This is a genomic window from Inquilinus sp. YAF38, from assembly GCF_052113205.1.
GTDB lineage: Bacteria > Pseudomonadota > Alphaproteobacteria > DSM-16000 > Inquilinaceae > Inquilinus.
On record NZ_JBFRCU010000068.1, the window covers coordinates 1 to 14,254 of the forward strand.

9 protein-coding genes are annotated in these 14,254 nt (G+C 67.6%); all 9 read left to right on the forward strand.

Annotated features, from left to right (window positions below; all coding sequences use genetic code 11):
• The first annotated feature begins 26 nt into the window (after positions 1-26).
• The 9 genes from AB4Z01_RS25355 (at position 27) to AB4Z01_RS25395 (ending at position 14,072) form a co-directional block, all read left to right on the forward strand.
• A complete protein-coding gene (locus AB4Z01_RS25355) occupies positions 27-1,343 on the forward strand; it encodes a TldD/PmbA family protein (protein WP_441698668.1) in 1,317 nt (438 codons plus the stop codon).
• Positions 1,344-1,517: 174 nt separating this feature from the next.
• Positions 1,518-3,254, forward strand: a complete 1,737-nt coding sequence (locus AB4Z01_RS25360; RefSeq protein ID WP_441698637.1) for a calcium-binding protein — start codon at positions 1,518-1,520, stop codon at positions 3,252-3,254.
• Between the two features lie 481 nt (positions 3,255-3,735).
• A complete protein-coding gene (locus AB4Z01_RS25365) occupies positions 3,736-5,226 on the forward strand; it encodes a calcium-binding protein (protein WP_441698638.1) in 1,491 nt (496 codons plus the stop codon).
• Between the two features lie 302 nt (positions 5,227-5,528).
• Positions 5,529-7,019, forward strand: coding sequence for a calcium-binding protein (locus tag AB4Z01_RS25370; protein ID WP_441698639.1), 1,491 nt, complete (start codon positions 5,529-5,531; stop codon positions 7,017-7,019).
• A 305-nt stretch (positions 7,020-7,324) separates the two neighbouring features.
• Positions 7,325-8,848 carry a calcium-binding protein gene (locus tag AB4Z01_RS25375; protein WP_441698640.1) on the forward strand — a complete coding sequence of 508 codons (1,524 nt, stop codon included), beginning with the start codon at positions 7,325-7,327 and terminating at the stop codon, positions 8,846-8,848.
• Positions 8,849-8,905: 57 nt separating this feature from the next.
• Positions 8,906-9,082: a hypothetical protein gene (locus AB4Z01_RS25380; protein WP_441698641.1), complete on the forward strand. Its 177-nt coding sequence runs from the start codon at positions 8,906-8,908 to the stop codon at positions 9,080-9,082.
• A gap of 30 nt (positions 9,083-9,112) precedes the next feature.
• Positions 9,113-10,612 (forward strand): calcium-binding protein, encoded by a 1,500-nt coding sequence (locus AB4Z01_RS25385; RefSeq protein WP_441698642.1) that lies wholly within the window; start codon positions 9,113-9,115, stop codon positions 10,610-10,612.
• A 257-nt stretch (positions 10,613-10,869) separates the two neighbouring features.
• A complete protein-coding gene (locus AB4Z01_RS25390) occupies positions 10,870-12,375 on the forward strand; it encodes a calcium-binding protein (RefSeq protein WP_441698643.1) in 1,506 nt (501 codons plus the stop codon).
• Between the two features lie 197 nt (positions 12,376-12,572).
• Entirely contained in the window at positions 12,573-14,072 is a 1,500-nt protein-coding gene (locus AB4Z01_RS25395; protein WP_441698644.1) for a calcium-binding protein, read from the forward strand.
• Positions 14,073-14,254 lie beyond the last annotated feature (182 nt).

Consider the following 14,254-nt stretch of genomic DNA (forward strand, 5'->3'; position numbering starts at 1 on the left):
CCTCTGCCCATGACGCGACCCTCGACCTGCTGTCCGGCCTGATCGACAAGGCCAGGCGGGCCGGCGCCGACGCTGCCGACGCCGTGCTGTTCGACAGCACCTCGATCTCGATCAGCCACCGGCTCGGCCAGCTCGAGCATGTCGAGCGCTCCGAGAGTGGCGATCTGGGCCTGCGCGTGTTCATCGGCCAGCGCATGGCGATCGTCTCCTCCTCCGACCGCCGCCAGGCGGCCCTGGACGAGATCGTCGAGCGCGCCGTCGCCATGGCCAAGGTGGTGCCGGAGGACCCCTATTGCGGCCTCGCCGACCCGTCCGAGCTGGCGACCACGCTGCCGGAGCTCGACCTGGTCGACCCGGCCGAGCCCTCGACCGAGACCCTGGCGGAGCGCGCCCGGGCGGCCGAGGAGGCGGCACTGGCGGTCGCGGGCGTGACCAATTCCGAAGGCGCCAGCGCCGGCTTCGGCCGCAGCATGGCGGCGATGGTGGCCAGCAACGGCTTTTCCCGCGTCACCGGCTCGACCGGCAGCAGCATCTCGGTCTCCGCCATCGCCGGAGAGGGCACCGGGATGGAGACCGATTACGACCACACCAGCGCCGTCCATGCCGGGGACCTGGACACGCCCGAGGCGGTCGGCCGCAGCGCCGGCGAGCGCGCCGTGGCCCGGCTGGGCGCGCGCAAGGCGTCGACCGCGCGGGTGCCGGTGGTGTTCGACCCGCGCGTCTCGCGCACCCTGCTGGGCCATCTGATCGGCGCCATCAGCGGCGGCGCCATCACCCGCGGCACCAGCTTTCTGAAGGAGAGGATGGGCGACGCGGTGTTCGCCGCGGGCATCGAGGTGATCGACGACCCGCATATCCGCCGCGGCCTGCGCTCGCGCCCCTGCGACGCCGAGGGCGTGGCCAGCCGCCGCCGCGCCCTGATCGAGGATGGCCGGCTGACCACCTGGCTGCTCGACATTCGCTCGGCCCGCCAGCTCGGCCTGGCCCCGACCGGCCATGCCGTGCGCGGCACCAGCGGCCCGCCGGGCGCGTCCCCGGCCAACCTGTACCTCGCCCCGGGCCACGCCACGCCGGAAGAGCTGATGGCGGACATCCCGGACGGCTTCTACGTCACCGGGCTGATGGGGTCGTCGGTCAATGGCGTCACCGGCGACTACAGCCGCGGCGCCCATGGCTATTGGATCGAGCGCGGCCGCATCGCCTATCCGGTCAACGAGGTCACCATCGCCGGCAACCTGAAGGACATGTATCGCGCCCTGGTGCCGGCGAACGACCTGGTCCTGCGCTACGGCATGGACGCGCCGACGGTGCGGATCGACGGCATGATGGTGGCCGGGCGGTAGACCCGGCCAGCGCCGGCAAGAAGGAATTCTCTCCTCTCGTCTTCGTTGCGGCCGCATACTATTCTATTAATTAACAATTTATCGTTATTTGCCGGACCGTGATCCCGTGCCGATTTGCTTGTGCATCGGCCGGCGTCTTTGCCGCATGGATCAAAACCAACAGGGAGTGTTTCAGTGGCGATATTCAGCGTTCTTAACGGCACCGGCATCGACAGCAACAACGATACCTTCGGCGACGGCATCAAGTTCGGCCAGCTGTCGCAGATCGCGGCGGCAGGCGTCGCCGCCTTCCCGGTCGTCACGCCGACCACCGCCTCCATCCTCTTCCTCGACGGCGGGTCGCTGGCCATCACCGGGTCGGGGATGGCGTTCGACTTCGGGACGTTGGCATTCAGCGGCACCGCCGATGGCATGACCTACACCAAGGTCGCCCCGATCTTTTCCATCACCGGCATGAGCGTCCCGCTGGCGACCCTGGCCGGGCTGGCCTCGGGCGGCAACGAGGAGACCATCCTCGGCGCCGTCTTCGCCGGAAACGACCAGATCTCCGGCTCCAGCATGCCCGACATCCTCAAGGGCTATGCCGGCAACGACATCATCGTCGGCGGGGCCGGCGCCGACGCCATCGACGGCGGCAACGGCATGGATGCGGCCGGCTATTACAATTCCGGCGCCACGGTGATCGTCAATCTCGCGGTCGGCTTCGCCTTTGGCGGCGATGCCCAGGGCGACGTGCTGACCAATATCGAAAACCTGGGCGGCAGCGTCTTCGACGACTTCCTGACCGGCAATGCCGGCGCCAACGAGATCAATGGCGGGGCGGGCGGCGACAACATCGTCGGCAATGCCGGCGCCGACACGCTCTATGGCGGCAACGGCAACGACGTGCTCTCCGGCTTCGCCGACGCCGATGCGCTCGTCGGCGGCGCGGGCGTCGATCTGCTCGACGGCGGCGACGGCAATGACGTGCTCAATGGCGGCGCGGGCGCCGACACCATCAGCGGCGGCACCGGCGTCGACATTGCGGATTACAACGGCAGCGGATCCGGGGTGACCGTCGACCTGGCGACCAATGCCAACACCGGCGGCTACGCCCAGGACGACGCGCTGACGAATGTCGAAAACCTGCAGGGCAGCGCCTTCGGCGACACCCTGACCGGCGACGGCGCGGCGAACACGCTGCGGGGCATGGCCGGCAACGATGTGCTCGCCGGCGGCGCCGGCTGGGACACCCTGGAGGGCGGCAACGGCGACGATCAGCTGAATGGCGGCGCCGACGGCGACGTTCTGCGCGGCGGTCTCGGCGCCGACCAGCTGGCCGGCGGCAGCGGCTACGACGTCGCCAGCTATTACGACAGTGCCGCGGGCGTGACGATCAACCTCCAGACCCAGGTGAACACCGGCGGCACGGCCCAGGGCGACACCATCGCCAACGACGTCGAGACGATCAATGGCAGCACGCATGACGACGTCATGACCGGCAACGCGCTGGGCAACGCGCTCATCGGGTTCGACGGGAACGACACCCTCAGCGGCGGCGGCAACAACGATACCCTCCGTGGCGGCAGCGGCGCCGACGTGCTGAACGGCGGCGCCGGCGCGGACTATTTCAGCTATACCGCCGTCTCCGACAGCACCGCCCTGGCCGCCGACACGATCCAGGACTTCCAGGCCGGGACCGATCTGATCTCCCTGCGGCTGATCGATGCCGACGGCAATATCGGAAACGGCGACACGGCCTTCAGCTTCATCGGCACCGGCGCCTTCACCAGCGCCGCCGGACAGCTGCGCTACGACAGCGGTGGCGGCACCACGACGGTCTCGGCCGATGTCGACGGCAACGGCACCGCCGACATCATCATCAATCTCACCGGAACGTTCGCGCTGCAGGCCTCGAACTTCCTGCTCTAGTGCCTGGTGGCCGGGCGCCCCGCCGGGCGCCCGGTCGTCCTCTCTCCGAACGGCAACACCGGCACCGACGTGGCGAGCCATGCCGCTCGGCCCCGTCCCGGGCGGGCCTCCGGGTCCTGGCCTTCGCTGGTGGCCGCTACGGCGGCTACATCGAAACCACCGGCGACCAGACGCCGGACTCGATCATCAACGTCTATTCGGACCATGCCCTGACGGCGGCGGACTTCGTGCTGTAACGCCCGGCCGCCCGCCCGTCCTCCACCGCAACGGGGAACGGCGGGCTCCGCCACCGCGATTGTGGCGACCGGACCAGGAGTGGAAATATCATTCCGCCGGCCCGAGCCGTTCCTTGCGTTCTTTGCCGAAACGCGAGGGCACCCTCGAATTGTTACGGATTTTATATAATCTTTCAACAATTCACTCAGACGGCCGCCATGCAAGGCCGCATTTAGATGATCACGCTCATTGGGGAGGCATTCCCGTGGCCGTTTTCTCAGTGCTCAACGGCACCGGCATCGACAGCAACAACGACCTCATCGGCGAGGGCGTCAAGTTCGGCCAGCTGTCGCAGATCGCCGCCGGAGGTGTTTTCCCCGTTCCGATCGTCACGCCGACTCTCGCTTCCATCCTCCTCCCCGGCGCGGGGTTTCTGGCCATCACCGGGACGGGGATGGCGTTCGACTTCCCGACCTCGACATTGAGCGGCACCGCCGACGGCCTGACCTACAACAAGGTCTTGCCGGTCTTCTCCATCACCGGCATGAGCATCCCGCTGGCGACCCTGGCCGGGCTGGTCCAGGGCGGCAACGAGGAGAGCATCCTCGGCACCATCTTCGCCGGGGCCGATCTGATCTACGGCTCCACCAAGAACGACATCCTCAAGGGCTATGACGGCGACGACACCATCCGGGGTCGCGCCGGCGCCGACAATATCGACGGCGGCAACGGCTCGGACTTCGCCAACTACCAGGGCTCGCTGGCCGGGGTCACGGTCGACCTGCTGAACCACATCACCTCGGGCGGCGACGCCCAGGGCGACGTGCTGGCCAGCATCGAGAACCTGTACGGCTCCAGCAAAGCCGACACCCTGGCCGGCGACGCCGCCCGCAACATCATCGGCGGCGAGCTGGGCGACGACACCCTTATCGGCAATGGCGGCGACGATGCCCTGTCCGGTGAAGGCGGGGCCGACAGCATCAATGGCGGCGACGGCAACGACCGCGTGGTCGGTGGCGCCGGAACCGACAATCTGAGCGGCGGCATCGGCGATGATTCGATCGACGCCGGCACCGAGAACGACCAAGTCTTCGGCCAGGCCGGCAACGACGTCCTCTATGGCGGCGCCGGCGACGACGTGCTCGACGGCGGCGACGATAACGACGTGCTCGAAGGCGCGGCCGGCGCCGACAACCTGATCGGCGGCAACGGCATCGATACGGTGAGCTATGCCAGCTCCGCCGCCGGCGTGATCGTGGCGATGGGCGGCGCCTCCTCGGGCGGCGACGCCACCGGCGACACCATGTCCGGCATCGAGCAGGTGATCGGCTCGGGCTTCGCCGACAGCATCACCGGCGACGCCAATGCCAACACCCTGTGGGGCATGGCCGGCGACGACGTGCTGATTGGCGGCATCGGGGCCGACGTGCTGAAGGGCGGCACCGGCAACGACAGCTTCACCTATCTCAGCGTGGCCGACAGCACCGTCGCGGCCGCCGGCCGGGACACGATCCTGGACTTCACCACCGGCGACAAGATCGACCTGTCGGCGATCGACGCCAATGGCGACGGCCCCGGCGACGCCGCCTTCACCTTCGGCACCGGCGCCTTCACCGGGGCCGGCCAGATCCGGGTCCTGGCCTTTGCCGGTGGCCGCTACGGCGTCTATCTCGAAACCACCGGCAACAATGTCGAGGACGCCCTGATCACCGTCTATTCCGACCACGCCCTGACCGTGGCGGATTTCGTGCTGTAACAGCGCAGCCGCCGCGCCCCGGATCGGGCGCGGCGGCTGCGCCCATCCGGTCACGACCCGGTGCTGCGCACCGGCATGGACGTGCCGAGGGTCCGGATCGACGGCATGACGGTGGCCGGGCGGTCGGCTCGGCCCGTACCGGCAAGAAGGAATTCTTACCTCTCGTCTTCGCTGCGGCTGCATACTATTATATTCTATAGCAATTTATCTTTATTTGCCGGATCGCGACCCCGCGCCGATTTGCCTGTGCATCGGCCGGCCTCTTTGCCGCACCCGGATCGGGACCAAAGGGAGGATCTCAGTTGGCGACATTCACCGTTCTCAACGGCACCGGCATCGACAGCAACAACGATTTCATCGGCGACGGCATCAAGTTCGGCCAGTTGTCGCAGATCGCGGCGGCGGGCGCCCTCCCCATCCCGATCGTCACGCCGACGACGGCCAGCATCTTCTTCCTCGACGCGGGATCGCTGACCATCACCGGGACGGGGATGGCGTTCGACTTCGGGACCTCGACATTGAGCGGCACCGCCGAGGGCCTGACCTACAGCAAGGTCCTTCCCGTCTTCTCCATCACCGGCATGAGCATCCCGCTGGCGACCCTGGCCGGGCTGGTCAGCGGCGGCAACGAGGAGAGCATCCTCGGCACCATCTTCGCCGGGGCCGACCAGATCTCCGGCTCCACCCTGGCCGACATCCTCAAGGGCTATGACGGCAACGACACCATTCGGGGCGGCGCCGGCGGCGACAATATCGACGGCGGCAACGGCTCGGACTTCGCCAATTACCAGGGCTCGCTGGCCGGGGTCACGGTCGACCTGCTGAACCACCTCACCGGGGGCGGCGACGCCCAGGGCGACACGCTGACCAGCATCGAGAACCTGTACGGCTCCAGCAACGCCGACACCCTCGCCGGCGACAACGCCCGCAACATCATCGGCGGCGAGCTGGGCGACGACGCCCTTATCGGCAATGGCGGCGACGATGCCCTGTCCGGTGAAGGCGGAGCCGACAACGTCAATGGCGGCGACGGCAATGACCGCGTGGTCGGTGGCGCCGGAGCCGACAATCTGAGCGGCGGCATCGGCAATGATTCGATCGACGCCGGCACCGAGAACGACCAGGTCTTCGGCCAGGCCGGCAACGATGTCCTCTATGGCGGCGCCGGCGACGACGCGCTCGACGGCGGCGACGGCAACGACGTGCTCGAAGGCGCGGCCGGCGCCGACAATCTGATCGGCGGCAACGGCATCGACACGGTGAGCTATGCCAGCTCCGCCGCCGGCGTGACCGTGGCGCTGGGCGGCGTCTCCACCGGCGGCGATGCCACCGGCGACGTCATGTCCGGCATCGAGCAGGTGATCGGCTCCGGCTTCGCCGACAGCATCAGCGGCGACGCCAATGCCAACACCTTGTGGGGCATGGCCGGCGACGACGTGCTGATTGGCGGCATCGGGGCCGATGTGCTGAAGGGCGGAGCCGGCAACGACACCTTCGGCTATCTCAGCGTGGCCGACAGCACCATTGCAGCCGCCGGCCGGGACACGATCCTCGACTTCACCACCGGCGACAAGATCAATCTATCCCTGATCGACGCCAATGGTGACGGCCCCGGCGACGCCGCCTTCACCTTCGGCACCGGTGCCTTCACCGGCGCCGGGCAGATCCGGGTCCTGGCCGCCGGCGGCAACCGCTACGGCGTCTATCTCGAGACCACCGGCAACAATGTCGAGGACGCCCTCATCACCGTCTATTCCGACCATGCCCTGACCGTGGCGGATTTCGTGCTGTAGCACGGTCACGCGCGGCACCCCGCAGGCGAGCGGAATTCGTCACGTTCGCCTGCGCCGCGGCCGTCCCGCTCGTCCGAACCAGATCCGCCAGCCCGGCGCAAGGGCCGGCGGGCCTTTGCGTTCGCAGGGCGTGCATATTATGGTAATATATAGAAGTTTATTTTAATCCGTTGGATCGGCACGTCCAGTTTTCCTTCCAAAGAGATTCGGAGCCTTTGGGAGCACGGCGTCGATCGCAACAGCTCGATCCAAACACGGCCGATCCAGCCGCGATATCCGATCGAGACCAACAGGGGGAGTGTTCCGTGGCGGTTTTCTCCGTGCTCAACGGCACCGGACTGAACGGCGCCGGCATCCGGTTCGGCACTCTGTCGCAGATCGGAAGCTCGGGCGGTTCGACTCTTCCGGCCATCGCGCCAACGGCCGGAAGCATCTCTTTCAACGACGGCGGGGTGCTGTCGGTGACCGGGACCGGAATGTCGGTTAGCTTTCTGCCATTCCCAAGCTTCGGCGGCACCGTCACCGACCTGGCCTACGCCAAGCCGGCGGGCACCCCGATCTTCTCGATCACCGGCATGAGCACGCCGCTGTCGACTGTGGCCTCCGGCCTCATCACCCCCGGCGGCGAACTGGCCGCGCTGGCCGCCATCTTCTCGGGCGCCGACACCATCGGCGGCTCGACCCAAGCCGACCTGCTGATGGGCTTCGACGGCAACGACACCCTCAATGGCGGCAATGGCAACGACACCCTCCGCGGCGGCGCCGGCGGTGACATCCTGAACGGCGGCGCCGGCTCGGACTTCGCCAACTACCAGGGATCGAGCGTCGCAGTGTTCATCGACCTGGCGAACAACACGGTCTCCGATGGCGACGCCGCTGGCGATACGCTGATCGACATCGAGAACCTCTACGGCTCCAGTTTCGACGACACCATGGAAGGCAGCAATGCCCGCAACATCATCGGCGGCGAGGATGGCGGCGACCTGATCGACGGCAATGCCGGCGACGACGCGCTCTCCGGCGAGAATGGCGAAGACATCATCAGCGGCGACGACGGCAACGACCGGATCGTCGGCGGCGGCGACGGTGACTTCCTGCACGGCAATGCCGGCGATGATTCGATCGATGCCGGGTCGGGCAGCGATGTCGTCACCGGCGATGACGGCAACGACAATCTCTTTGGCAGCACCGGGGACGACAAGCTGGACGGCGGCGCCGGCAACGACATTCTCGAAGGGGGCGACCACGGCGACGGCATCGATCAGCTGACCGGCGGCGACGGCATCGACACGCTCAGCTACGCCAGCTCGGCCGCCGGGGTGTCGGTCAACCTGGCCACCGGTGCCGTGTCCGGCGGCGACGCCGCGGGCGACACCTTCACCGGCTTCGAGCAGGTCCTGGGCTCGGGCTTCGACGACACGCTGACCGGCAACGCCGGCGCCAACACGATCTGGGGCATGGCCGGCAACGACGTGCTCACGGGAGGCGGCGGGGCCGATGTGCTGAAGGGCGGCGCCGGCAACGACAGCTTCCGCTATGTCGCGGTCGGCGACAGCACCGTCGCGGCCGCCGGCAGGGACACGATCACCGACTTCACCACCGGCGACAAGATCGACCTGTCGGCGATCGATGCCAATGGCGCCGGCCCCGGCGACGCCGCCTTCACCTTCGGCACCGGCGCCTTCACCGGGGCCGGGCAGATCCGGGTCCTGGCCTTCGCCGGCGGCCGCTACGGCGTCTATCTCGAGACCACCGGCAACAATGTCGAGGACGCGCTTATCACCGTCTATTCCGACCATGCCCTGACCGCGGCGGACTTCGCGCTGTAGATGTCTGTCGGTCCCGCCCTCTCTCCGCCACAACCGGGGGAGGGCGGGACCCCGCCGTTGCGTCGCTCCATTCGCGGCATTATCGAGAAATTGCCTGGAAATTTAATTTCCAAATATCGCCGCTTCCTTGCGTTCTTTACCGGGCTATTGGAACTCTCTCGCACCGCCAAGGATTTTGCCCAATCTTTGATCAATCCCGATCCAAACGACCGCGAGCGTCGTGCTTTCACATGACCGGGACATGCAGATTGGGGAGGTATTTCCATGGCAGTTTTCTCCGTGCTGAACGGCACAGGACTGAACGGCAACGGCATCCAGTTCGGGACGTTGTCGCAGATCTCATCCTCAGGCATCGCCGGCATTCCGCTCATCACGCCGACCATCGGCACCGTCCCTTTCAACGACCTGGGGGTGCTGACCATCCTCGGGGTCGGGATGTCGTTCATTCCTCTGAACACCTTCGGCGGCACCGTCACCAGCCTGAACTACGGCAAGATCGTGCCGGTGTTCTCGATCACCGGCATGAGCACCCCGCTGGCGGATGTGGCCGCCGGGTTCCTCACCCCCGGCGGCGAGATGGCGGCGCTGGCCACCATCTTCTCGGGGGCCGATACCATCGGCGGATCGAGCCAGGCCGACCTGCTGATGGGCTTCGACGGCATCGACACCATCAACGGCGGCGACGGCAACGACACGCTTCGCGGCGGTGCCGGCGGCGATATCCTGGACGGCGGCAATGGCCTGGATTTCGCCAACTACCAGGGGTCGACCGACGTCTTCGTCAACCTCGAGGCGAACCTGATCTTCGGCGGCGACGCCACGGGCGATGTACTGATCAGCATCGAGAACCTGTACGGGTCCAGCGGCAACGACTTCCTTGCCGGAAACGCCGTCCGCAACATCATCGGCGGCGAGAATGGCGGCGACAACATCGACGGCAACGGCGGCGACGACGCGCTCTCGGGCGAGGCCGGCGACGACGGCATCGACGGCGGCGACGGCAACGACCGGATCGTCGGCGGCGCCGGGGTCGACACCCTGTCCGGCGATGCCGGCAATGATTCGATCGATGGCGGCGCCGACAATGACAGCACCTTCGGCAATGCCGGCAACGACAGCATCACCGGCGGCGGCGGGGTCGATGTGCTCGACGGCGGCGACGACAACGACTATCTCGAGGGCGGGGCGGGGGCCGACAGCCTCACCGGCGGCAACGGCATCGACACGGTCAGCTATGCCAGCTCGGCCGCCGGGGTGTCGGTCAACTTGGCCACCGGTGCCGTTTCCGGCGGCGATGCCGTGGGCGACACCTTCAGCGGCATCGAGCAGGTGCTGGGCTCCGGCTTCGCCGACACGCTGACCGGCAACACCGGCGCCAACACGCTGTGGGGCATGGCCGGGAACGATGTGCTCACCGGGGGCCTCGGCGCCGACACGCTGAAGGGCGGCGCCGGCAACGACACCTTCCGTTATGTCGGAACCGGCGACAGCACCGTCGCGGCCGCGGGCCGGGACACGATCACGGACTTCACCACCGGCGACAAGATCGACCTGTCGGCGATCGACGCCAATGGCGAAGGCCCCGGCGACGCCGCCTTCACCTTCGGCACCGGCGCCTTCACCGCCGCCGGCCAGATCCGGGTCGTGGCCGCCGGCGGCGGTCGCTACGGCGTCTACCTCGAGACCACCGGCAACAATGTCGAGGACGCGCTCATCACCGTCTATTCCGATCACGCCCTGACCGCGGCGGATTTCGTGCTGTAGCACTTGGCGATCCCGCCCTCCCTCCGCCGCAACCGGGGAGGGCGGAATCCCGCCGCCACGCCGCTCGGACCATTCTCGGAAAATTGCCTGGAAGCTTAATTTCCAGGCACTCGCCGTTTCCTTGCGTTTTTTGCCGAGGCGCCGGAACTCGCTCGAACTGCAGAAGATTTTGCCCAATCCTTGATCAAACCGATCCAAACGGCCGCAAGCGTCGTGCTTTCGCATGATCGGGACACGCAGAGTTAGGGGAGGTCTTCATGGCAGTTTTCTCCGTGCTCAACGGCACCGGGCTGAACGGCAACGGCATCCAGTTCGGCACGCTGTCGCAGATCGCATCCTCGGGCGTCGCCGGCTTCCCGCTCATCACGCCGGTCGTCGGCACCGTCCCGTTCCTCGACGGGGGGCTGCTGGGCGTCACCGGGACGGGAATGTCGTTCATTATTCCGAACACGTTCGGAGGCACCGTTGACAGCCTGACCTACACCAAGGTTGGGATACCGATCTTCTCCATCACCGGCATGAGCACGGCGCTGGCGGATGTGGCCGCCGGCTTCCTCACCCCCGGCGGCGAGATGGCGGCGCTGGCGATCATCTTCTCGGGGGCCGATACAATCGGCGGATCGAGCCAGGCCGATCTGCTGATGGGCTTCGACGGCAACGACACCATCAATGGCGGCGACGGCAACGACACGCTCCGCGGCGGCGCCGGCGGCGATACCCTGAACGGCGGCAACGGCTCGGACTTCGCCAACTATCAGGGGTCGAGCGATACCGTCTTCATCGATCTGCAGGCCAACCTGAACTTCAGTGGCGACGCCACGGGCGACACGCTGATCAGCATCGAGAACCTGTACGGCTCCAGCCATGACGACACCATGTCCGGCGACGCCGGCCGCAACATCCTCGGCGGCGAGGGCGGTCGCGACGCCCTGGACGGCCGCGGCGGCGACGATGCGCTGTCGGGCGAGGCCGGCGACGACATCCTCAGCGGCAGGGACGGCAATGACCGGCTGGTCGGTGGCGACGGGGCCGACCAGCTGTCCGGCGAGGCCGGCAACGACTCGGCCGATGGCGGCACCGGCAACGACTCCATCTTCGGCGAGGCCGGCAACGACAGCTTCTTTGGCGGCACCGGCGACGACACGCTCGACGGCGGCGACGACAACGACATCCTCGAAGGCGGGGCCGGGGCCGACACTCTCACCGGCGGCAACGGCATCGACACGGTCAGCTATGCCAGCTCGGCCGCCGGGGTGTCGGTCAACCTGGCCACCGGTGCCGTCTCCGGCGGCGACGCCGCCGGCGACATCCTGTCCGGCTTCGAGCAGGTGCTGGGGTCCGGCTTCGACGACACGCTGACCGGCAACGCCGGCGCCAACACCCTGTGGGGCATGGCCGGCAACGACGTGCTCGCGGGCGGCGGCGGCGCCGATGTGCTGAAGGGCGGCGCCGGCAACGACAGATTCGTCTATTTCAGCGTGGCCGACAGCACTGTCGCGGCCTCGGGCCGGGACACGATCACCGACTTCACCACCGGCGACAAGATCGACCTGTCGGCGATCGACGCCAACGGCGCCGGTCCGGGCGATGCCGCCTTCACCTTCGGCACCGGCGCCTTCACCGCCGCCGGCCAGATCCGGGTCCTGGATTTCGGTGGCGGACACTACGGCGTCTACCTCGAGACCACCGGCAACAATGTCGAGGACGCCCTCATCACCGTCTATTCCAACCACGTCCTGACCGCGGCGGATTTCGTGCTGTAGCCGCAGCGGACGCCAGATGATCCAGCAGCCGGCGGAAATTTCCTTCCGCCGGCTCGATGCTTCCTTGCGTTCTTCGCGGCGGCGCCGCGAAGACCCTCGAACTGCCGCGAATTTTGCACGATCTTGAGCTGCTCTCGATCCAGGACGGCCGCAACGGCCGCGATTTCGGATGATCGGGGCGCTCTCGGGGGTTTCCCATGGCGGCTTTCATCACGAACAGCAGCACGGGCCTCAACGGCAACGGCATCCAGTTCGGCACGCTGTCGCAGATCGCATCCTCGGGCTTCTCAGGCCCCCCGCTCCTCATCGGGGGCGTCATCGCAGCCTTCAACTTCAACGACACCGGATCGTTGACCCTCCTCGGAACAGGGCTGTCGTTCACCCCGCCATCGACCTTCGGCGGCACCGCGACCGAGCTGACCTACATGAAGCCGGGGCTGGTCTTCTCCATCACCGGCATGAACACGCCGCTGGCGACCCTGGCCGGTCTCATCATCGGCGGCGACGAACTGGCGATGCTTGCCACCATCTTCACCGGCGACGACGTCATCACCGGTTCGACCCTGGCCGACCGGCTGATCGGCTTCGACGGCGTCGATACCATCAGTGGCGGCGACGGCGGCGACACGCTGCGCGGCGGTGCCGGCGGCGACACCCTCGACGGCGGCGCCGGTTCGGATTTCGCCAACTACCAGGGATCGAGCGCCGGGGTCTCGATCGACCTGCAGACCAACGTGGCTTCCGGCGGCGACGCCCAGAACGACACGCTGATCAACATCGAGAACCTGTACGGCTCCAGCCACGACGACATCCTCGCCGGCAACGCCGGCCGCAACATCATCGGCGGCGAGCTCGGCGACGACCTGCTCCAGGGCCGGGCCGGCGACGATGCCCTCTCCGGCGAGGCCGGCGCCGACTTCCTCGACGGCGGCGACGGCAACGACCGGCTGGTCGGGGGCGCCGGGGCCGACATCCTGCATGGCGAAGGCGACAATGATTCGATCGATGCCGGGGCCGACAACGACCAGGTCCATGGCGACGCCGGCAACGACGTCCTCTTCGGCGGCTCCGGCATCGACAACCTCGAAGGCGGCGACGGCAACGACGTGCTCGAAGGCGGGGCCGATGCCGACGTCCTGCAGGGCGGCGCCGGCATCGACACCGCCTCCTATGCCAGCTCATCCGCCGGCGTGACCGTGGTGCTGGGCGGCGTCTCCTCGGGTGGCGACGCGGCCGGCGACACCTCCAGCAGCGTCGAGCAGGTGATCGGCTCGGGCTTCGCCGACTCGATCACCGGCACCGCCGGCGCCAACACCCTGTGGGGCATGGCGGGGAACGACGTGCTGATCGGAGCCGGCGGCGCCGACGTGCTAAAGGGCGGCGCCGGCAACGACACCTTCGCCTACTTCGCGGTCGGCGACAGCACCGTCGCGGCAGCCGGCCGGGACACGATCACGGACTTCACCACGGGCGACAAGATCGACCTGTCGGCGATCGACGCCAATGGCGAGGGCCCCGGCCACACCGCCTTCACCTTCGGCACCGGCGCCTTCACCGCCGCCGGGCAGATCCGGGTCCTGGCCTTCGCCGACAACCGCTACGGCGTCTATCTCGAGACCACCGGCAACAAGCTGGAGGACGCCATCATCACCGTCTATTCCGACCATGCCCTGACCGCGGCGGATTTCGTGCTGTAGCAGCGCAACCGCCGCGCCCGCCCTTCCCCGTCCGCAACCGGGGGAGGGCGGGACCCCGTCACAGAAAAGAGTCATACTTCGCCGCAACAGCGCCCGAACAACGGCCATCAGTTCGGCGGTCCGAAAGCACTCGTGACCGTTTTATTAATTTTTGCACCTGCGAGATCGAAGACGACATCAAG